Source organism: Streptomyces sp. NPDC007872 (genome assembly GCF_042868165.1).
Classification (GTDB): Bacteria; Actinomycetota; Actinomycetes; order Streptomycetales; family Streptomycetaceae; genus Streptomyces.
Map to the genome: position 1 here is coordinate 1,045,745 of NZ_JBIAEA010000001.1, position 20,382 is coordinate 1,066,126.

Consider the following 20,382-nt stretch of genomic DNA (forward strand, 5'->3'; position numbering starts at 1 on the left):
ACCCAGACATGTCCACCAAGCACACGCTCTCCGTCCTCGTCGAGAACACGCCCGGCATCCTCGCCCGGATCGCCGCCCTGTTCTCCCGTCGCGGCTTCAACATCGACTCGCTCGCCGTCGGCGTCACCGAGCACCCCGACATCTCCCGCATCACCATCGTGGTCAACGTCGAGGGCCTGCCCCTGGAGCAGGTGACCAAGCAGCTCAACAAGCTGGTCAACGTCCTGAAGATCGTCGAACTCGAGCCCAGCGCCGCGATCCAGCGCGAACTCGTCCTGGTGAAGGTCCGCGCCGACAACGAGACCCGCTCCCAGATCGTCGAGATCGTCCAGTTGTTCCGCGCCAAGACCGTGGACGTCTCGCCCGAGGCCGTCACCATCGAGGCCACCGGTTCGAGTGACAAGCTGGACGCCATGCTCAAGATGCTGGAGCAGTTCGGCGTCAAGGAACTCGTCCAGTCCGGCACGATCGCCATAGGGCGCGGCGCCCGGTCCATCACGGACCGGTCCCTGCGGTCCCTCGACCGCTCCGCCTGAGCCGTCGCCCGTTCCGCCTGACGAGACCGCACGACCTCCCTTCCCCCGCCCGCCGTACGGTGGGACGCAACACCAGCACACCAAGGAGAATCCCAGTGGCCGAGCTGTTCTACGACGCCGACGCCGACCTGTCCATCATCCAGGGCCGCAAGGTCGCGGTGATCGGTTACGGCAGCCAGGGGCACGCCCACGCGCTGTCGCTCCGTGACTCGGGTGTCGACGTCCGCGTCGGTCTGCACGAGGGCTCCAAGTCCAAGGCCAAGGCCGAGGAGCAGGGCCTGCGCGTGGTCACGCCCGCCGAGGCCGCCGCCGAGGCCGACGTCATCATGATCCTCATCCCGGACCCGATCCAGGCCCAGGTCTACGAGGAGTCCATCGCCCCGAACCTGAACGACGGCGACGCCCTCTTCTTCGCGCACGGCTTCAACGTCCGCTTCGGCTTCATCAAGCCCCCGGCCGGCGTCGACGTCGCCCTGGTCGCCCCGAAGGGCCCGGGCCACCTGGTCCGCCGTCAGTACGAGGAGGGCCGCGGCGTCCCCGCGATCGCCGCCGTCGAGCAGGACGCGACCGGCAACGCCTTCGCCCTGGCGCTCTCGTACGCCAAGGCCATCGGCGGCACCCGCGCCGGTGTCATCAAGACCACCTTCACCGAGGAGACCGAGACCGACCTCTTCGGCGAGCAGGCCGTCCTGTGCGGCGGTGCCTCGGCGCTGGTCAAGGCCGGCTTCGAGACCCTGGTCGAGGCCGGCTACCAGCCGGAGATCGCCTACTTCGAGTGCCTGCACGAGCTGAAGCTGATCGTCGACCTCATGTACGAGGGCGGCCTGGAGAAGATGCGCTGGTCGGTCTCCGAGACCGCCGAGTGGGGCGACTACGTCACCGGCCCCCGCATCATCACCGACGCCACCAAGGCCGAGATGAAGAAGGTCCTCACCGACATCCAGGACGGCACCTTCGCCAAGAACTGGATGGACGAGTACCACGGCGGCCTGAAGAAGTACAACGAGTACAAGTCCCAGGACGAGCAGCACCTCCTGGAGACCACCGGCAAGGAGCTGCGCAAGCTCATGAGCTGGGTGAACGACGAGGAGGCGTAAGCCTTCCGGGGCGGGGCCGGACGTGCTGTCCGGCCCCGTTCCGCGTCGTTGGACACACCGTCCAACACGGACGGGTGATCCTGCCGACGAGGCGCACGAACGGCGCCCGCGCACCACTACACTTCTCAACAACATACGCGTCAGGCCCACAGCGTCGTGCGCTTTCACGCGGCAAGCCCCCTCCACCGCCTGCGGCCGTCGGGACGGCCGTCCGCACTGGACCTGTGAGGACTCACGTGAGCTCGAAACCTGTCGTACTCATCGCTGAAGAGCTGTCGCCCGCCACCGTCGACGCGCTGGGCCCGGACTTCGAGATCCGGCACTGCAACGGCGCCGACCGCGCCGAGCTGATCCCCGCCCTCGCGGACGTGGACGCGATCCTGGTCCGTTCCGCCACCAAGGTCGACGCCGAGGCCATCGCCGCCGCGCGGAAGCTGCGCGTGGTCGCCCGCGCCGGCGTCGGTCTGGACAACGTCGACGTCTCCGCCGCCACCAAGGCCGGCGTGATGGTCGTCAACGCCCCGACGTCGAACATCGTCACCGCCGCCGAGCTCGCGTGCGGCCTGCTCGTCGCCACCGCGCGCAACATCCCGCAGGCCAACACGGCGCTGAAGAACGGCGAGTGGAAGCGCTCCAAGTACACCGGCGTCGAGCTGAGCGAGAAGACCCTCGGCGTCGTCGGCCTCGGCCGCATCGGCGTCCTGGTGGCCCAGCGCATGTCCGCCTTCGGCATGAAGATCGTCGCGTACGACCCCTACGTGCAGCCGGCCCGCGCCGCCCAGATGGGGGTGAAGCTGCTGACCCTGGACGAGCTCCTGGAGGTCGCGGACTTCATCACCGTCCACCTGCCGAAGACCCCGGAGACCCTCGGTCTCATCGGCGACGAGGCGCTGCACAAGGTCAAGCCCTCCGTCCGCATCGTCAACGCCGCGCGCGGCGGGATCGTGGACGAGGAGGCGCTGTACTCGGCGCTCAAGGAGGGCCGGGTCGCCGGCGCGGGCCTCGACGTGTACGCGAAGGAGCCCTGCACGGACTCCCCGCTCTTCGAGCTCGACCAGGTCGTCTGCACCCCGCACCTCGGCGCCTCCACGGACGAGGCCCAGGAGAAGGCCGGCGTCGCCGTCGCCCGCTCGGTGCGCCTGGCGCTCGCCGGCGAGCTGGTCCCGGACGCGGTCAACGTCCAGGGCGGCGTCATCGCCGAGGACGTCAAGCCCGGTCTGCCGCTCGCCGAGAAGCTCGGCCGGATCTTCACCGCCCTCGCGGGCGAGGTCGCGGCCCGGCTCGACGTCGAGGTCTACGGCGAGATCACCCAGCACGACGTGAAGGTGCTCGAACTCTCCGCGCTCAAGGGCGTGTTCGAGGACGTGGTCGACGAGACCGTGTCGTACGTCAACGCCCCGCTGTTCGCGCAGGAGCGCGGCGTCGAGGTGCGCCTGACCACCAGCTCCGAGTCGCCCGACCACCGCAACGTGGTCACCGTGCGCGGCACCCTCGCCGGCGGCGAGGAGGTCTCGGTCTCCGGCACCCTGGCCGGCCCCAAGCACCTCCAGAAGATCGTCGCCGTCGGCGAGTACGACGTGGACCTGGCGCTCGCCGACCACATGGTCGTCCTGCGCTACGAGGACCGCCCGGGCGTCGTCGGCACGGTCGGCCGCATCCTCGGCGAGGCCGGTCTGAACATCGCCGGCATGCAGGTCTCCCGCGCGGAGGAGGGCGGCGAGGCGCTCGTCGTGCTCACCGTGGACGACACCGTCCCGGTGGCCGTGCTCTCGGAGATCTCGGCGGAGATCGGCGCCAACTCGGCCCGCTCGGTCAACCTGATCTGACGCGCCCGCGCCGTCCGTCCCCGTACGGCCCGTACCCGGTCGTTGGACGCTCGTCTTATACGAGCGTCTAGCGGCCGGGTACAGTGCTGTTCATGGGACACAAGGAAGACCTCCTCGAAGGCGCCAAGCGCTGTCTCCTGGAGAAGGGGTACGGACGGACCACCGCGCGCGACGTCGTCGCCGCTTCGGGCACCAACCTCGCCTCCATCGGCTACCACTACGGCTCCAAGGACGCCCTGCTCCAGCAGGCCTTCCTCGCCCTCACCGAGGAGTGGGGCGACCGGATCGGCCCGGCGGAGGCCGCCGGGCACGAACTCCCGGCCGATCCGTACGGGCGCTTCCACGCCGTCTGGGAGCGGGTCGTCGCGACGGCGGAGGCGAGCCGCCCGGTCTGGAGGCTCCAGACCGAGGTCGTCACCCGGCTCGACGACGACGAGCGGCTGCGCGAGGCGATCAAGGAGCCGCAGCGGGAGGGCCGGCTCGGCATGGCCGAGGGGCTTCTCGGCATCGACCCCGAGAAAGACCCGGAGAAGGCCCGGGTGGCCGGACTGCTCTGCCAGGCCCTGGCGGCCGGCGTCATGATCCAGTGGATGGTCGACCCGGAGACGGCCCCGACGGCGGACGACCTCACGGAGGGGCTCAAGGTGCTGCTGGGGGAGCGGGGCTGACGAGGCGCCTCCGCCGCCCCGGCCGTACCCCGCGCGGCCGCCCCGCGCACCCGCCCCCGTCGCTCCGGCGGGCCCGGACGCCTACAGCCGGGCCGACTTCAGGGACATGTGGAGCAGCAGCCGGTCCTCGCCGTCGTCGAGGTCCAGGCCGGTGAGCTGCTCCACCCGGGACAGCCGGTAGTAGAGGGTCTGCCGGTGGATGCCCAGGGCCGCCGCCGTGCGCCCCGCCTGGCCCGCGTGGTCGAGGTACGCCTCGGCCGTGCGGGCCAGTTCCGTGTGGGCGGGGGCGAGCAGCGGCGCGACGACCGGGTCGACCTCGGGGTGGTAGAGCGCGGCCAGGAGCCGGTACGGGCCGATGCCCGCCCACTCCGCGACCGGGCCCAGCCTCGGCTGCGCCGTCGCGGCACGGGCCGCCGTGCTGGCCTCCCGCCAGGCCGCCGGGAGCTCCCCGAGGCCCCGCCGGGGGGTGGCGATCCCGGCCGGGGCGTCCCCCCGCAGCCGCTCGGCGGCCGCGCGGGCGGGGGAGGGGTCCTCGGCCGTGCGCAGCCGTACGAGGACGGCGAGGGACGCGGCGTCCGGGAGGACGGCCACCGCCGCCGCGCCGGGCACGGCCCGTACCGAGGGGGCCTCGCCCTGCCACGGGGTCACGCAGACGACGGCGTGCAGCCCGTCCGCGCTGGGCCCCAGGGCCGCCCGCAGGGCCGCGACGGCCATGTCGCTCTGCCAGCCGCGCCCGGCGGTCAGGGCCGCGGCGAACTCGCGCGAGAGGTCCGCGCCCGCCCGCTCCTCGTCCGCGAGGAGCCCGCCGATCCGGGCGGCCACCTCCATGGCCGCCGCCAGCCGCTCGGGCGGTGGCCCCGGCTCGGCGTCGAGCAGCCACACGTACCCGAGGACGACCCCCCGATGGCGTACGGGAAGGCAGATCCGGTCCCGGAAGACGCCCGCGTCCGGGGAGGCGGGGATGCGGACCGGGCCCTCCGCCCGGGTGATGCCGAAGCCCTCGAACCAGGCGCGGACCGCCGGGGTGGACCGCCGGGTCAGGATCGACCGCGTCCGGACCGGGTCCATCGCGGTGTCGTCGTCGCTGTCGTGGGCGCCGAAGGCGATCAGGCCGAAGTCGCGGTTCTCCAGGGTCGCCGGGGCCCCGAGGAGCGCGGAGATCTCGTCCACCAGGTCTTGGTAATCGCCCTTCACCGACCCATTCTCGCACCCTCTCAGACAGATGTATGAGAGGCGGGCCACGGATGCGTGACAGGTGTAGGTGGCGGACGATCGGAGCGATTCGTAGGTTTCACAGTGGTTATCCGTGCTGTTCCGGTTCGTTCGCCTCATGGCCTTCGTCCGGGTACGGCCCCGTTCTACCCTTGCCCTCTGGAGGTGCCCCGTGCTGGGTCCCGTGATCCTCGCCGCGTCGCGCAGCGACAAGATGCGCCGTTTCGTGTCGGCCGCGCCCGGGACCAAGCAGGTCGTGGCACGCTTCATCGCCGGCGAGACGGTCGACGACGTCGTCCCGATCGTGCGGGAGCTGAGCGAGCGCGGCCTGGAGGTCACCCTCGACGTCGTCGGCGAGGACATCACCACCGTCGAGCAGTCGCACGCCGCCCGGGACGCCTACCTGGAGCTCATCGGCCGCCTGAAGGAGCTGGGCCTCGGCGAGCGCGCCGAGATGTCCGTGAAGCTGTCGATGTTCGGCCAGTCCCTCGACGACGGCCACGAGCTGGCGCTCGCCAACGTCCGGCCGGTCGTCGAGGCCGCCGCCGCGATCGGCACCACCGTCACCCTGGACGCCGAGGACCACACCACCCTCGACTCGATGTTCGCCATCCACGAGGAGCTGCGGAAGGACTTCCCGCAGACCGGCTGCGTCATCCAGGCGTACCTCTTCCGCACCGAGGACGACGCCCGCCGCCTCGCCGCGAACGGCTCCCGCGTCCGGATCGTCAAGGGTGCCTACAAGGAGCCCGCCTCCGTCGCGATCCAGGACAAGCCCGAGATCGACAAGGCGTACGTCCGGATCATGAAGATCCTGATGGAGGGCAAGGGCTACCCGATGATCGGGTCCCACGACCCCCGCCTGATCTCCGTCGGCCAGGAGCTGGCCCGCCGCGCCGGGCGCAAGCCGGACGAGTACGAGTTCCAGATGCTGTACGGCATCCGGAGCGAGGAGCAGAACCGCCTCGCCGCCGAGGGGCACCGCATGCGCGTCTACACCGCGTACGGCACCGACTGGTACGGCTACTTCATGCGCCGCCTGGCGGAGAAGCCGGCCAACCTCCTCTTCTTCGTCCGCTCCATCCTCACCAATGGCTGAGCCCCACCACCCCTCCGAAGGAGTACAGAGACTCATGGACGCTGTGACCCAGGTCCCCACTCCCGTCAACGAGCCGGTGCACGGCTACGCCCCCGGCTCCCCCGAGCGCGCCCGTCTGGAGCTCAAGCTCAAGGAGCTGGCCGAGAACCCGCGCGAGCTGCCGATGACCATCGGCGGCGTGAAGCGCCTGGGCGGCGGCGAGGAGTTCGAGGTCGTCCAGCCGCACAACCACCGGGCCGTCATCGGCACCTTCCGGGGCGCCACCCAGCAGGACGCCCGGGACGCGATCGACGCCGCCCTGGCCGCCGCCCCGGCCTGGCGCGCGATGTCCTTCGACGACCGCGCCGCGATCATCCTGCGCGCCGCCGAGCTGCTCGCCGGTCCGTGGCGCGAGACGCTGGCCGCGTCCACCATGCTCGGCCAGTCCAAGACCGCCCAGCAGGCCGAGATCGACACCCCGTGCGAGCTCGTCGACTTCTGGCGCTTCAACGTGGCGTACGCCCGCCAGATCCTGGCCGAGCAGCCCCCGGCCAACTCGCCGGGCGTCTGGAACCGCCTGGACCACCGCCCGCTCGAGGGCTTCGTCTACGCGATCACGCCGTTCAACTTCACGGCCATCGCGGGCAACCTGCCCACCGCCCCCGCCCTCATGGGCAACGTGGTGGTCTGGAAGCCGTCCCCGACGCAGACCCACGCCGCCGTGCTCCTCATGGAGCTCCTGGAGGAGGCCGGCCTGCCCAAGGGCGTCATCAACCTGGTGACCGGCGACGGCATCGCCGTCTCCGAGGTGGCCCTGAACCACCGCGACCTGGCCGGCATCCACTTCACCGGCTCGACCAAGACCTTCCAGCACCTGTGGAAGACGGTCGGCAACAACATCGAGAACTACCGCTCGTACCCGCGGATCGTCGGCGAGACCGGCGGCAAGGACTTCGTCGTCGCCCACCCCAGCGCCGACCGCGCCGTCCTGAAGACCGCGCTGACCCGCGGCTCCTTCGAGTACCAGGGCCAGAAGTGCTCCGCGTCCTCGCGCGCGTACGTCCCGGCCTCGATCTGGAACGACGGCTTCAAGGAGGAGTTCGCGGCCGAGGTCGACGGCATCACCATGGGTGACGTCACCGACCTGTCGCACTTCATCGGCGCCGTCATCGACGACCGCTCGTTCGCCAAGAACAAGGCGGCGATCGACCGCGCCAAGTCCGACCCGAGCTGCACGATCGTCGCCGGCGGCACCTACGACGACTCGGTCGGCTACTTCGTCCGCCCGACCGTCATCGAGTGCACCGACCCGGAGAACGAGGTCTTCACGACCGAGTACTTCGGCCCGATCCTCGCGGTGCACGTCTATGAGGACGACAAGTACGACGAGATGCTGACCCAGATGGAGTCGGTCTCGGACTACGCGCTCACCGGCTCGGTCATCGCCAACGACCGCGCCGCCGCCGCGTACACGATGGAGAAGCTCCGCTACGCCGCGGGCAACTTCTACATCAACGACAAGTCGACCGGCGCCGTCGTCGGCCAGCAGCCCTTCGGCGGCGGCCGCGCCTCCGGCACCGACGACAAGGCCGGCGCCCCGCAGAACCTGATGCGCTGGACGCTGACCCGCGCCATCAAGGAGACCCTGGTCCCGCCGACCGAGTACGGCTACCCGCACATGGGCTGACGCCGTTCCGCCGCGCGAGCGGCCCCCTCCGCCCCTGCCGGGGCGGGCACCTGCCCCTCGCGGGCAGGCTCCTGACACCGCCCCCGACCTCGGTCCCCCAACCGAGGTCGGGGGCGGTTTCCATGTCCGGGACCCGCCGCTCGCTCCGGTCGGACTCGTGCGCGCGTCACGTCGGAGGCCTGCGCGTGCGTGAGCGTCCGGACCCGCTGCCGCAGCAGGCGCATGACGGTGATCCTGGCCCTCGGCCGCCGCCGTCCGGCACACCTCTCCGTGCAGCTCGTCCACCGCGGTGCGCGCGGTCCGGATCTTCCTGGGCCGCCCGGACCGCGAGGTCACGGTCGATCATGTCCGGCAGCCTCTCGCATGCCGGGGGACGTGAACAGGGCCCCTGAAACGGCGCCAGGACGTCGTCACCTTCAGCAGGTGCCCGCGGACCGGGCCTCCGGCGTCGATCATCCTTCGGAGCCGCCACGATGCGGCCCTAGCCCCGGCCGCGGATCACCGACATCAGCAGCCCGTGGGTCTCGTCGTCCGCGGCGGCCACGAGTCCGCGGCCCGCCTCGCCGAGCGGGGCGCCGTCGATCCCGGTGACGACGCAGCCGGCGGCCCGGCACAGGGCGATGCCGGCCGCGAAGTGCACGCTTCCGGAGAGGTCGCCGCCGTCGGTGACGTACGCGGCGCGCTTGCCGGCGGCGACCCAGGCCAGGGCCAGGGTCGTGGACACGACGCGCGGCCGGAACCGTTCGACGAAGGCGGGGTGGGCCAGCAGGTCCACGGCCCGGAAGTCCGGCGCACTCGGAAACGGCGGATCCAGATTCACGTCCACCAGCCGGGTGGCGGCCGTGGGCGTCAGCGGCGCGTCAGCGGCTCCGTCGCGCCGCACCCAGGCGCCCTCCCCGTCGGTGAGGAAGACCTCGCCGCCGAACGGATCGGCCACGGCCGCCGCCCCGTCGCGCAGCGCCACGTTGACGGCCACCAGCATGGTGCCGACGGCGTAGTTCAGCGTGCCGCACAGGGGGTCCACCAGCCACTGGCGCGCGGCGTCGGCGGCGCCCTGCCGCCCGCCCTCCTCGCCGAGCACCGCGTCGTCGGGCCGCGCGGCACGGATGACGTCGAGGATCCTCCTCTCGGCCTCCACGTCGGCGGCGGTGGCGAAGTCCCCGGCACCCTTGTCGATGCGGTCGAGCCGCCGGCCGTACAGGCTGCGGACCACGTCCGCGCCGGCCCGCGCCCCGGCCATCGCGACCGCGGCGTCGTCGGAACCCGCGTATGAGTCGATCATGCCGCGCAGCCTAGCGAGGCGAAGCCGCCGGTCCGGCGGAGCTTTCCGGCCGGAGCACCGGGGCTCCTGCCCGTCCGGAGGCGGTTCTCAACCCACCCGCCGGGCCAGGAAGTCGTCGATCAGCGCGGCGATCCCCGGCGCGTGGGTCTCCAGGGCGAAGTGCCCGGTGGGCAGGAGGTGGACCTCCGCGTCCGGGAGGTCGTGGCGGAAGGCCTCGGCGCCCGCCGGGACGAAGACCCGGTCGCCCTCGCCCCAGACGGCGAGGAGGGGGACCCGGGAGGTGCGGAAGTACTCCTGGAAGGCCGGGTAGAGGGCGAAGTTGGAGCCGTAGTCGGCGATCAGGTCCAACTGGACGCCGTCCTGGCCCTCGCGGGCCATCAGGGCGGCGTCGTGGTGCCAGGCGTCGGGGCTGAGGAGGTCGCGGTACTCGGCGGGGACGCCCGTCTCGTACTGCCACCGGATGCCGGCGGGGGAGTGGAGGGCGCGGACCGGCTCCTCGGTCTGCGGGGTGCGCTCCTCGATCAGGGCGAGGACCGGGGCCCAGGCCTCGGTGCCGAGCCCCTCCTCGTACGCGTTGCCGTTCTGGGTGACGATCGCGGTGATCCGCTCGGGGTGGGCGAGGGCGAGCCGGAGGCCGATGGGGGCACCGTAGTCCTGGACGTAGAGCGCGAACCGGTCCAGGCCGACGGCCTCCGTGAACTCGGCCGTGAGCGAGGCCAGTTCGGCGAAGGAGTAGGCGAAGTCGTCGGCGGAGGGCGCGGCGCTGCGGCCGAAGCCCAGGTGGTCGGGGGCGATCAGGTGGTAGCGGTCGGCCAGGAGCGGGATCAGGTCGCGGAACATGTGCGAGCTGGTCGGGAAGCCGTGCAGCAGGAGCAGCGCGGGGGCGTCGGTCGGGCCCGCCTCCCGGTAGGCGATCTCGTGTCCCCGGACGGCGACGGTGCGGTGGTGGGTCGGCAGTACGGACATCTTCTAACCCCTTGAGATCGGTTTAGTGGTTAGGTCTCGACGGGACGATTCCAGCAGGCCGTGAGTAACCTGTCAATTCGCTTTCGGTAGTTAGGCGGTTGTGGAAGGGTGAAGCGCATGACCGTGAGGACCGCGCCCACCCATGAACTCGGAGCCGCCCGGCTCCGCTCCGTACGCGAGATGCTCGACCTCGCCTTCGAGGGGAACTTCGACGACGAGGACTGGGACCACACCCTCGGCGGCTTCCACGCCTGGATCGAGGACGAGCGGGGGATCGCCGCCCACGGCGCCGTCGTCATGCGCCGGCTGCTCCACGGCGGCCGCTCGCACCGCGTCGGGTACGTGGAAGGGGTCGCCGTCCGGGCCGACCTGCGCCGCAAGGGGCTCGGCGGAGCGGTGATGGCCGAGCTGGAGCGCGTGATCGACGGGGCGTACGCCTTCGGGGCGCTCGCCGCCTCGGACGCGGGCGCCGCCCTCTACCGGGGGCGCGGCTGGCAGCTCTGGGAGGGGCGCGTCGAGGCGTTCACGCCCGACGGGATCGTCCACCTCCCGGAGGAGGAGGGGGGCGTCTTCCTGCGCCCGGCGGGCGCGGGGCCCCTGCCGGACCCCGCCGCCCCGCTCGTCTTCGACTGGCGGGACGGCGATGTGACGTGAGGAGGGGGAGGGGGTGACAGGAGGGAGGGGGTCAGATCCCGTCGCGCTCCGCCGCCGTGCGGTCCGCGTGGACCCGGCCCTTCTCCGCCGCCGTGCGGTCCGCGTGCACCCGGCCCTTCTCCGTCTCCTTCTTCGCCGTGTACGTCATGCCGATCGCGCAGCCGAAGCCGAGCAGCGCGATCGTGTAGCCCGGCAGTCCGAGGCCGCTCAGGGCCACCCCCAGGCAGGCGAGGACGGCGAGCGCCCAGACCGCCAGCAACGCCTTGCCCCGACGGCTGAGGAACAGCCATCCGTGCGGGCGGGCCGGCAGCGCCTCCAGGCCCCCTTCGGGACCCGTGGTCGCCGCCTTCGGGCGCTTGAAGTAGCCGTACGTCAGCCACTCGCCGCACAACTCCCAGCCCTCCGGCTCCAGTTCCTCCAGGACCTGCGCGCGGCGGCGGTCCGTGACCACCTCGCGCCGGTACTCCCAGGCGAGCGCGGCCCCCGGCACCCGGCGGCAGACGAACCGGCCGACCGCGTCCAGGGACTCCACCTCCCACCCCTGGTCCCCGTGGACGGCCAGCATCCGGCGGTCGTTGAAGAGGTCCGCGGTCCACGTCCAGTGCTCCGCCGCCCCGTCCGGCTCCCCGGGGGCCGGGGCGAGCCCGCCGAGCCGGGCCGCGAACCGCGCGGCGGGCCCGAACTCCTCCTCCGGCGCGGTCCCCGTCTCCGCGAGGTGCCCGCGCAGCTCGGCGACGGTCCGGTCGATCTGCTCCCCGGGCACGTCCGCCGCGCGCAGCGCGCCCGTCAGCTCCTCGAAGTAGGCGTCGGTGGTCATGGTGCTGCTCCCCCTGCGTGCAGTCGCGTCCGTACGGCCCGGTGGAACTCGCTCCAGGCCGCGCCCTCGGCCGCCAGGTGCTCCCGGCCCGGCCCGGTGAGCCGGTAGTAGCGGCGGCCCGGCCCGCGCTCGGCGGCGCGGAACTCGGCCTCCACCAGACCGGCCTCCTCCAGGCGGTTCAGCACGGGGTAGAGCGTCCCGCCCTTGATCTCGCCCAGGCCCGCCCCGGCGAGCGCCTTCGCGATCTCGTACCCGTAACTCTCGCCGTCGGTCAGGCAGGAGAGGACGAGCAGGTCGAGGACTCCCTTGAGCCAACTGGATCTGCGGTCTGCGGCCATGGGCACATCTCATCACTACCTAGATAGGAAAACAACCTAGGTGGGTGCGCCGAGTCGGACCGGACCGCCCGACGCGTGCGGTGGGCTGCGTCACCACGCCCGAGCCGGCCTCTTCCCCCGCCGTGCGGGCCCTGATCCGGGAGCTGCGGGCCGTCGGGGAGTGACCCTCGGTGCCCCACCGTCTCAGATAGTAGGAAGTCCGAGTAATTGTGGAGACAGATGCGGCGCCCTGCCCTAGCTTTGTAGGAGCCGAACGTCTCGCTCCATCAGCGAATGGCGGTCGAGAGCGCGATGCCTTCGTGCGGGCAACCCCCGCGGCGGCGCTCCCCGCCCCTTCCGGCGCCTTCGATCACCACTGATCCCCGCACGTCGCCGACCTTCACCGGTCTCCGGCCGTCGCAGGTCTCCGGCCGTCACCGGTCGCGGTCCACCGCCGGTCCCGTACGTCGCAGATCTCCGCACGTCGGATCACCACTGATCTCAAGGAGTCGATCCCCATGGCCCCCATCGCCGCCCAGGCCGCCCGCCGCGTCCGCCACTCCGCCCGTCCCGCCGACGAGGCCCGCCAGAACGCCGCCGCCGCCCTCCAGCGCGCCCTCGACCGCCGCGACAACGGCGGCTCCACCGGTCACTGAACCACGGCGTCCCGCCTCGGACGTTCGTCCACATGGTGGACGTGACGTGTCAGACGATGGGACGACCAGTAGGGTGCCGACATGTCTCACAGCATCGATCTCGCAGTCATCCCCGGCGACGGCATCGGCCAGGAGGTCGTGGCCCAGGGCCTCAAGGTCCTCTCGGCCGTGCTTCCCCAGGACGTGAAGCTGGAGACCGAGGAGTACGACTTCGGCGCCGAGCGCTACCACGCCACCGGTGAGACCCTCACCGACGCCGACCTCGACTCCCTCAAGAAGCACGACGCCATCCTGCTCGGCGCCATCGGCGACCCGTCGGTGCCCTCCGGCGTCCTGGAGCGCGGCTTCCTCCTGAAGCTCCGCTTCGCCTTCGACCACCACGTGAACCTGCGTCCCTCGAAGCTGCTCCCCGGCGTCGCCACCCCGCTCGCCGGCCAGCCCGAGATCAACTTCGTCGTGGTCCGCGAGGGCACCGAGGGCCCGTACACCGGCAACGGCGGCACCATCCGCAAGGGCACCCCGCACGAGGTCGCCACCGAGGTCTCGGTCAACACCGCCTTCGGCGTCGAGCGCGTGGTCCGGGACGCCTTCGCCCGCGCCCAGGCCCGCCCGCGCAAGAAGCTCACGCTGGTCCACAAGAACAACGTGCTGACCTTCGCCGGGCACCTCTGGACGGACACCTTCCACCGGGTGGCCGCCGAGTTCCCCGAGGTCACCACCGACTACCTGCACGTCGACGCCGCGACGATCTTCCTCGTCACCGACCCGGCCCGCTTCGACGTGATCGTCACCGACAACCTCTTCGGCGACATCATCACCGACCTCGCCGCGGCCGTCTCCGGCGGCATCGGCGTCGCCGCCTCGGGCAACATCAACCCGAGCGGCGACTTCCCGTCCATGTTCGAGCCGGTCCACGGCTCCGCGCCGGACATCGCGGGCCAGGGCAAGGCCGACCCCACGGCCACCGTCCTCTCCGTCGCCCTCCTCCTGCGCCACCTCGGTCACGAGGCCGAGGCCGTCCGCGTCGAGGAGGCCGTCGCCGCCGACCTCACCGAGCGCGGCGACGCCGTCCGCACCACGGACGAGATCGGCGACGCGCTCGCCGCGCGAGTAGCGAGCTGACCCGCGCCGACTGACACCAGACAGCAGCCGCCGGGTCGCACGGCGCCCGGCGGCTGTCTCCTGCGCGGCCACCGGGAGCGCACCCTCTTCCCTCCCGGACCGCGCACACCCGTTTCCCGCACCGGTCCCCGCGAGCGATAATCGAACGTGGGGCCGCGGCATGCGGGCATGCCCGGACGTCCACCCCGCCGGGGACGAACGTCTCCGACGGTGGCGTACGCGCGCGGTCCTCCCCACACGACCGGTGAAGGACACGCACTCATGACGACGCCCACGATCGAGCTCAAGCCCTCCTCCAGCCCGCTGTCCGACGCGGAGCGCGAGGCGATCCTGGCCAACCCGGGATTCGGCCGCCACTTCACCGACCACATGGTCACCATCCGGTGGACCGAGGGCCGCGGCTGGCACGACGCCCAGCTCGTCCCGTACGGCCCGCTCGCACTCGACCCGGCCACCAACGTCCTGCACTACGCGCAGGAGATCTTCGAGGGCCTGAAGGCCTACCGCCGTCCCGACGGCTCGGTCGCCAGCTTCCGTCCCGACGCCAACGCCCGCCGCTTCCAGGCCTCCGCCCGCCGCCTGGCCATGCCCGAGCTGCCCGTCGAGACCTTCGTCGAGGCCTGTGACGTCCTCGTCCAGCACGACAAGGCGTGGGTCCCGGAGCACGGCGGCGAGGCCTCGCTCTACCTGCGCCCGTTCATGATCGCGACCGAGGTCGGCCTGGGCGTCCGCCCGGCGAGCGAGTACCTCTTCGTCGTCATCGCCTCCCCGGCCGGCCCGTACTTCCCCGGCGGCGTGAAGCCCGTCTCCATCTGGCTCTCCGAGAACCGCGTCCGCGCCGTCCCCGGCGGCATGGGCGACGCCAAGACCGGCGGCAACTACGCGGCCTCCCTGCTCGCGCAGGCCGAGGCGGCGGCCAAGGGCTGCGACCAGGTCGCCTACCTCGACGCCGTCGAGCACAAGTGGGTCGAGGAGCTCGGCGGCATGAACCTGTACTTCGTGTACGGGAACAAGCTGATCACCCCCACCCTGACCGGCTCGCTGCTCGCCGGCATCACCCGCGACTCGCTGCTCGGGCTCGCCGCCGACCTGGGCCTGGAGGCCGAGGAGGGCCGCGTCTCCATCGACCAGTGGCAGGCCGACAGCGAGAACGGCACCCTGACCGAGGTCTTCGCCTGCGGCACCGCCGCCGTCATCACCCCCGTCGGCACGGTCAAGTCCGAGCGCGGCGAGTGGACCCAGTCGGGCGGCGAGCCCGGCGCGGTCACGATGAAGCTGCGCGAGGCGCTCCTCGCCGTCCAGACCGGCCGGGCCGCGGACACCCACGGCTGGATGCACGAGCTGGGCTAGTCCCTACGGCTCCACCCGCACCGGGGTCTCCGGGGCCGTCACGGTCCCGGGGGCCCCGTTCGGCGTCAGTACGGCGTACAGCGCGCCGCCCGCGATCCCCGAGAGCACGAAGCTGCAGTCGATCCCGCCCGTCAGGGCGAGCAGCGGCCCCTCGTAGAGCGGCGTCGACACCGCGGCCAGGCCGACCGCCGCGCCGATCGCCCAGGAGGCGGTGGCGCGCGGGTGCCAGCCCGCCGAGAACCAGTAGATCCCGCCGCGCGAGCGCCGGTTGTAGACCTGGAGCGCCTCCGGGTCGTAGACGCCCCCGCAGCGCGCGTGCCCGATCAGGGTGATCACCGCCCACGGGGTGCCGATCGCGGTGAGCAGCAGCACGAACGAGGTCATCGCCGTCTGCGCGTCCGAGGCGAAGTGGCCGAGGAACACGAAGGCCGTGGCCACCGCCGCGACCACGAGGGTGGCGCGCGCCCGGGTGGCCCGGGGCAGGATCGCGTCCAGGTCGAGCCCCATGGAGTACAGCATCAGACCGGCGTTGCCGACGGTGCCGGCCGTGGCCGCGACGAGCAGCGGCACCAGGTACCAGCCGGGCGAGGCGGCGACGAGCGGACCGGCGTAGTCGAGCGCCCCGCGGGCCGCGAGCGCCGTGTACGTGCCGAAGAGCTGCGGGACGAGCAGGCCCACGACCAGGCCCAGACAGGTCGCCCGCCACACGGTCCGGGGGCTGTACCGCTCGGGGGAGACGTACCGGGTGTAGTCGCCGAGCAGGGTGATGAAGGCGACCGGCCCGCTGAGGCCCGCCGCCACCGCCGAGAGCAGCCAGGTCGGCCAGAAGGAGCCCAGGAGGTACGGGGTGTCCGGCACCGCCGCCGTCGTGACGTCCCCGGCGTACGCGACCAGGCCGACGGCGAGGAGCGCGGTCATGACGACCGCGAGCGCCTTGCTCAGCCGCAGCAGCAGCCGGTAGCCGTACACCGCGCCGACCACCGTGCAGGCGGCGAGCAGCGCGTAGACGACGGCGTGGGCGGCGCCGCCCGTGGGCAGGCCGGTCAGCCGGGCGAGGGTCCCCACCACGACGTCGCCGCCGATCCAGAGGGTCAGGGCGGTGTAGCCGAGCGAGAGCAGCAGCCCCACCACCGAGCCGACGAGCCGGCCGCGGACGCCGAAGAAGGCGCCGGAGGAGGTGGAGAGGTTGGTCGCGGTGCGGAGGGAGACCAGCGCGAGCGGGGCGGTGACCGCGACGCCGACGAGGGTGCCGGTGACGACGGAGGTGACCGAGGCCCACAGGCCCAGGCCGAAGGAGACGGGGAGCCAGCCGAAGACGATCACCCCCAGGCAGAGGTTGGAGCCGAGCAGGATCGAGACGAGGTCGCGGGGGCCGCTGGTGCGTTCGGCCTCGGGGACGGTGTCGACTCCGCGCTGTTCTATCGGCATGGCGCCTCCTGGGGAGCTGGGGGGAGAGCGGAAAGAGGGGACTGGCGGGCGGCTTTTAGAGTGGCGCTCAATGTGACCTGTGCCCGTACCCCGCGTCAATGCTTGGAACCCGGCGTCTCAACATTTAGAGTGTCGCTCAAACAGGAGGTGTTCGGAACGTGCGACTGACCCCCACGGAACGCGACCGGCTGCTGCTCTTCGGCGCCGCCGAGCTCGCCCGGGCCCGCCGGGCCCGCGGGCTGCGGCTCAACGTGCCCGAGGCGACCGCGCTCGTCGCGGACACGGTCTGCGAGGCCGCCCGCGACGGCAAGCGACTCGCCGAGGCGATCGAGGCCGCCCGCTCGGTCCTCGGCCCCGACGACGTCCTCCCCGGCGTCGCCGACGTGGTCACCGAGATCCACGTCGAGGCCGTCTTCGACGACGGCTCCCGCCTCGCGGTGGTCTCCGACCCGATCGGCGGGGGCGGCCTCGGCCCGGACGCGCCCGGCGCGCTGCGGCCGGGCCCCGCCCACCCGGAGACCGAGCCCGCGCTCACCCTCCCCGTACGGAACACCGCGACCGTCCCGGTCAGCGTCACCTCCCACTTCCACTTCTTCGAGGTCAACCCGCGCCTGGACTTCGACCGGGCCGCCGCCTACGGCATGCGGCTCGCCATCCCGGCCGGCGCGTCCTTCCGCTTCGACCCGGGCGGCGCGGCCGAGGTCGGGCTCGTGCCGATCGGCGGCGCCCGCGTCGCCATCGGCTTCGCGGGCCTGGTCGACGGCCCGCTGGACGCGCCCGGCGCCAAGGAGGAGGCCCTGCGGCGCGCGGCGGCCTGCGGCTACCTGGGGGTCCCGCACGAGCGGGGGGCCGGCGAGAAGACCGACGAGAAGGGCGGGGACAACTGATGGACCCCTACGAGTACGCCTCCGTGCACGGCCCCCGCGCCGGCGACCGCGTCGTCCTGGGCGACTCCGGCCTCGTCGTCCGGGTCGAGTCCGACTCCCAGAAGCCGGGCGACGAGTTCCTCGCCGGCTTCGGCAAGACCGCCCGCGACGGACTCCACCTCAAGGCCGCCGCCGTCCGCGAGACCTGCGACGTCGTCATCAGCAACGTCCTGGTCATCGACGCCGTCCAGGGCATCCGCAAGGTGTCGATCGGCATCCGCGAGGGCCGGATCCACGCGATCGGCCGGGCCGGCAACCCCGACACCCTCGACGGCGTCGACGTCGTCGTCGGCACCGGCACCTCGATCGTCTCCGGCGAGGGCATGATCGCCACCGCCGGAGCCGTCGACACCCACGTCCACCTCCTCTCGCCCCGGATCATGGAGGCCTCCCTGGCCTCCGGCGTCACCACCGTCATCGGCCAGGAGTTCGGCCCCGTCTGGGGCGTCGGCGTCAACTCCCCCTGGGCCCTCAAGCACGCCTTCAACGCCTTCGACGCCTGGCCCGTCAACATCGGCTTCCTCGCCCGCGGCTCGTCCTCCGACGGCGCGCCCCTGGTCGAGGCGCTCGCCGAGGGCGGCGCGTCCGGCTTCAAGGTCCACGAGGACATGGGCGCCCACACCCGCGCCCTCGACACCGCCCTGCGGGTCGCCGAGGAGCACGACGTCCAGGTCGCCCTGCACAGCGACGGCCTCAACGAGTGCCTGTCGGTGGAGGACACCCTGCGCGTCCTGGAGGGGCGCACGATCCACGCCTTCCACATCGAGGGCTGCGGCGGCGGACACGTCCCCAACGTCCTGAAGATGGCGGGCGTGCCGAACGTCATCGGCTCCTCCACCAACCCCACCCTGCCCTTCGGCCGCGACGCGGTCGCCGAGCACTACGGGATGATCGTCTCCGTCCACGACCTGAAGACCGACCTCCCCGGCGACGCCGCCATGGCGCGCGACCGGATCCGGGCCGGGACGATGGGCGCGGAGGACGTCCTGCACGACCTCGGCGCGATCGGGATCACCTCCTCCGACGCGCAGGGGATGGGAAGGGCCGGCGAGACCGTACGCCGGACCTTCGCCATGGCCGGGAAGATGAAGGCAGAGCTGGGCCCCCTGGAGGGCGACGGCGCGCACGACGACAACGCGCGCGTCCTGCGCTACATGGCCAAGCTGACCATCAACCCGGCGATCGCCCACGGCCTCGCGCACGAGATCGGCTCGATCGAGGCCGGCAAGCTCGCCGACATCGTGCTGTGGCGGCCCGAGTTCTTCGGCGCCAAGCCGCAGCTCGTCCTCAAGGCGGGCTTCCCCGCGTACGGGGTCGTGGGCGATCCGAACGCCGCCACCGACACCTGCGAACCGCTCGTCCTCGGCCCGCAGTTCGGCGCCCACGGCGCCACCGCCGCCGACATCTCCGTGGCGTTCGTCGCGCAGGCCGCCGTCGACCTCGGCGCCGACCGGATGCCGACCCGCCGCCGGCGCGTCGCCGTGCGCGGCACGCGCGGCATCGGCCCGGCCGACCTGCGGCTCAACTCCCGCGTCGGCGACGTCCAGGTCGACGACCGGACCGGCCTCGTCTCGCTCGACGGCTCCCCGATCCGCTCCGAGGCGGTCGAGTCCGTCTCCCTCAACCGCCTCTACTTCCTCTAGGACCCGCTGACCATGACGTACCGCATGCCCGCCGAGTGGACGCCCCACGAGCGCACCTGGATGGCCTGGCCCGGCCCGAACCCCACCTTCACCGACGACGAGGAGCTGGCCGCCGCCCGCACCGCCTGGGCCTCGGTGGCCCGCGCCGTCCGCCGCTTCGAGCCGGTCACCATGGTCGTGGCCCCCGGCGACGCGGAGGGCGCCCGCGCGCTCCTCGGCGAGGACGTCGACCTGGTCGAGCGCGACCTCGACGACGCCTGGATGCGGGACATCGGCCCGACCTTCGTCACGGACGGCACCCGACTGGCCGCCGTGGACTGGGTGTTCAACGGCTGGGGCGCCCAGGACTGGGCTCGCTGGGAGCACGACTCCAAGATCGCCCGCCACGTCGCGGACGCCGTCGGCGTCCCCGTCCTCTCCTCCCCGCTCGTCAACGAGGGCGGCGCGATCCACGTCGACGGCGAGGGCACCGTCCTCCTCACCGACACCGTCCAGCTCGGCTCCGGCCGCAACCCGGAGTGGACCCGCGAGCAGGTCGAGGCCGAGATCCACACCAGGCTGGGCACCACGAAGGCGATCTGGCTCCCGCACGGCCTCACCGCCGACTACGGCACGTACGGCACCCAGGGCCACGTCGACATCGTCGCCGCCTTCGCCCGCCCCGGCACCGTCCTCGTCCACAGCCAGCAGGACCCGGCCCACCCCGACTACGAGCGCTCCCGGACCCACGCGAGCGTCCTGCGCGCCGCCACCGACGCCCAGGGCCGCCCCCTGGAGGTCATCGAGGTCCCGGCCCCCACCGTCCTCAAGGACGAGGAGGGCGACTGGGTCGACTACTCGTACATCAACCACTACCTGTGCAACGGCGCCGTGGTCCTCTGCGCCTTCGACGACCCCCACGACGAACTCGCCGCCGAGATCTTCCGCCGCCTCTTCCCCGACCGCGAGGTCGTCCCGGTCGACGCCCGCACGATCTTCGCGGCCGGCGGCGGCATCCACTGCATCACCCAGCAGCAGCCGAAGGTCTGACGGCCGGACCTCCCGGGCCCGTCATCAGGTAGAACGTACGAGTGAGTCAGAGCAGCAGCCCGCCGTCCCACCCCCGTCGCCGCAACCA

General features: G+C 72.4%; 19 protein-coding genes and 1 pseudogene. 14 read left to right on the forward strand and 6 right to left on the reverse strand.

Annotated elements, in window-relative coordinates:
- Positions 1-8 precede the first annotated feature (8 nt).
- The 4 genes from ilvN (at position 9) to ACFYNX_RS04255 (ending at position 4,127) form a co-directional block, all read left to right on the forward strand.
- Positions 9-536: an acetolactate synthase small subunit gene (ilvN, locus tag ACFYNX_RS04240; RefSeq protein WP_125663775.1), complete on the forward strand. Its 528-nt coding sequence runs from the start codon at positions 9-11 to the stop codon at positions 534-536.
- Positions 537-631: 95 nt separating this feature from the next.
- The gene (gene ilvC / locus ACFYNX_RS04245) at positions 632-1,633 is read left to right on the forward strand and encodes a ketol-acid reductoisomerase (RefSeq protein ID WP_365549216.1); all 1,002 of its coding nucleotides are present in this window, start codon (positions 632-634) and stop codon (positions 1,631-1,633) included.
- 236 nt (positions 1,634-1,869) lie between these two features.
- The gene (serA, locus tag ACFYNX_RS04250; protein WP_365549219.1) at positions 1,870-3,459 is read left to right on the forward strand and encodes a phosphoglycerate dehydrogenase; all 1,590 of its coding nucleotides are present in this window, start codon (positions 1,870-1,872) and stop codon (positions 3,457-3,459) included.
- A gap of 92 nt (positions 3,460-3,551) precedes the next feature.
- Positions 3,552-4,127: a TetR/AcrR family transcriptional regulator gene (locus ACFYNX_RS04255; RefSeq protein ID WP_388657461.1), complete on the forward strand. Its 576-nt coding sequence runs from the start codon at positions 3,552-3,554 to the stop codon at positions 4,125-4,127.
- A gap of 81 nt (positions 4,128-4,208) precedes the next feature.
- Here ACFYNX_RS04255 and ACFYNX_RS04260 read toward each other — a convergent pair whose 3' ends face one another.
- Positions 4,209-5,321, reverse strand: coding sequence for a helix-turn-helix domain-containing protein (locus ACFYNX_RS04260; protein WP_365549225.1), 1,113 nt, complete (start codon positions 5,319-5,321; stop codon positions 4,209-4,211).
- 190 nt (positions 5,322-5,511) lie between these two features.
- On the opposite strand from ACFYNX_RS04260, the gene ACFYNX_RS04265 reads away from it, so the two are divergent.
- Together ACFYNX_RS04265 and pruA are read left to right on the forward strand one after the other, a co-directional pair.
- Positions 5,512-6,438 (forward strand): proline dehydrogenase family protein, encoded by a 927-nt coding sequence (locus ACFYNX_RS04265; RefSeq protein WP_388657465.1) that lies wholly within the window; start codon positions 5,512-5,514, stop codon positions 6,436-6,438.
- Between the two features lie 34 nt (positions 6,439-6,472).
- Positions 6,473-8,104, forward strand: a complete 1,632-nt coding sequence (pruA, locus tag ACFYNX_RS04270) for an L-glutamate gamma-semialdehyde dehydrogenase (RefSeq protein ID WP_365549229.1) — start codon at positions 6,473-6,475, stop codon at positions 8,102-8,104.
- 481 nt (positions 8,105-8,585) lie between these two features.
- On the opposite strand, the gene ACFYNX_RS04275 is transcribed toward pruA, so the two are convergent.
- Together ACFYNX_RS04275 and ACFYNX_RS04280 are read right to left on the reverse strand one after the other, a co-directional pair.
- Positions 8,586-9,386, reverse strand: coding sequence for an inositol monophosphatase family protein (locus tag ACFYNX_RS04275; protein ID WP_388657468.1), 801 nt, complete (start codon positions 9,384-9,386; stop codon positions 8,586-8,588).
- 87 nt (positions 9,387-9,473) lie between these two features.
- Positions 9,474-10,352 (reverse strand): alpha/beta fold hydrolase, encoded by an 879-nt coding sequence (locus tag ACFYNX_RS04280; RefSeq protein ID WP_388657471.1) that lies wholly within the window; start codon positions 10,350-10,352, stop codon positions 9,474-9,476.
- Positions 10,353-10,469: 117 nt separating this feature from the next.
- Here ACFYNX_RS04280 and ACFYNX_RS04285 point away from each other — a divergent pair, with 117 nt between their 5' ends.
- Positions 10,470-11,006, forward strand: a complete 537-nt coding sequence (locus tag ACFYNX_RS04285) for a GNAT family N-acetyltransferase (RefSeq protein WP_365549238.1) — start codon at positions 10,470-10,472, stop codon at positions 11,004-11,006.
- A gap of 31 nt (positions 11,007-11,037) precedes the next feature.
- Here the strand turns inward: ACFYNX_RS04285 and ACFYNX_RS04290 are convergent, their stop codons facing one another.
- Together ACFYNX_RS04290 and ACFYNX_RS04295 are read right to left on the reverse strand one after the other, a co-directional pair.
- A complete protein-coding gene (locus ACFYNX_RS04290) occupies positions 11,038-11,823 on the reverse strand; it encodes a hypothetical protein (RefSeq protein WP_388657474.1) in 786 nt (261 codons plus the stop codon).
- Positions 11,820-12,161 (reverse strand): PadR family transcriptional regulator, encoded by a 342-nt coding sequence (locus tag ACFYNX_RS04295; protein WP_383433645.1) that lies wholly within the window; start codon positions 12,159-12,161, stop codon positions 11,820-11,822. Before ACFYNX_RS04295 ends, ACFYNX_RS04290 begins: the two co-directional genes overlap by 4 nt.
- Positions 12,162-12,214: 53 nt before the next feature.
- Here ACFYNX_RS04295 and ACFYNX_RS04300 point away from each other — a divergent pair.
- The 4 genes and pseudogenes from ACFYNX_RS04300 to ACFYNX_RS04315 all read left to right on the forward strand — a co-directional run.
- Positions 12,215-12,325 (forward strand): annotated as a pseudogene (locus ACFYNX_RS04300) (LysR family transcriptional regulator); the annotation flags it as partial.
- 333 nt (positions 12,326-12,658) lie between these two features.
- Positions 12,659-12,796, forward strand: coding sequence for a hypothetical protein (locus ACFYNX_RS04305; protein WP_365549309.1), 138 nt, complete (start codon positions 12,659-12,661; stop codon positions 12,794-12,796).
- A gap of 81 nt (positions 12,797-12,877) precedes the next feature.
- Positions 12,878-13,918 (forward strand): 3-isopropylmalate dehydrogenase, encoded by a 1,041-nt coding sequence (locus ACFYNX_RS04310; RefSeq protein WP_388657477.1) that lies wholly within the window; start codon positions 12,878-12,880, stop codon positions 13,916-13,918.
- Positions 13,919-14,179: 261 nt separating this feature from the next.
- On the forward strand, positions 14,180-15,268 hold the full coding sequence (locus ACFYNX_RS04315; RefSeq protein WP_365549250.1) for a branched-chain amino acid aminotransferase: 1,089 nt from the start codon (positions 14,180-14,182) through the stop codon (positions 15,266-15,268).
- 3 nt (positions 15,269-15,271) lie between these two features.
- Here the strand turns inward: ACFYNX_RS04315 and ACFYNX_RS04320 are convergent, their stop codons facing one another.
- Positions 15,272-16,696, reverse strand: coding sequence for a cytosine permease (locus tag ACFYNX_RS04320; protein WP_365549253.1), 1,425 nt, complete (start codon positions 16,694-16,696; stop codon positions 15,272-15,274).
- 158 nt (positions 16,697-16,854) lie between these two features.
- Here ACFYNX_RS04320 and ureA point away from each other — a divergent pair, with 158 nt between their 5' ends.
- Genes ureA through ACFYNX_RS04335 form a run of 3 tightly spaced genes read left to right on the forward strand, consistent with a single transcriptional unit; the run spans position 16,855 to position 20,294 of the window.
- Positions 16,855-17,583, forward strand: coding sequence for an urease subunit gamma (ureA, locus tag ACFYNX_RS04325; RefSeq protein WP_388657481.1), 729 nt, complete (start codon positions 16,855-16,857; stop codon positions 17,581-17,583).
- Positions 17,583-19,265, forward strand: a complete 1,683-nt coding sequence (locus ACFYNX_RS04330; protein WP_365549259.1) for an urease subunit alpha — start codon at positions 17,583-17,585, stop codon at positions 19,263-19,265. Before ureA ends, ACFYNX_RS04330 begins: the two co-directional genes overlap by 1 nt.
- A gap of 12 nt (positions 19,266-19,277) precedes the next feature.
- Positions 19,278-20,294 carry an agmatine/peptidylarginine deiminase gene (locus ACFYNX_RS04335; RefSeq protein ID WP_388657484.1) on the forward strand — a complete coding sequence of 339 codons (1,017 nt, stop codon included), beginning with the start codon at positions 19,278-19,280 and terminating at the stop codon, positions 20,292-20,294.
- Positions 20,295-20,382: the final 88 nt, after the last annotated feature.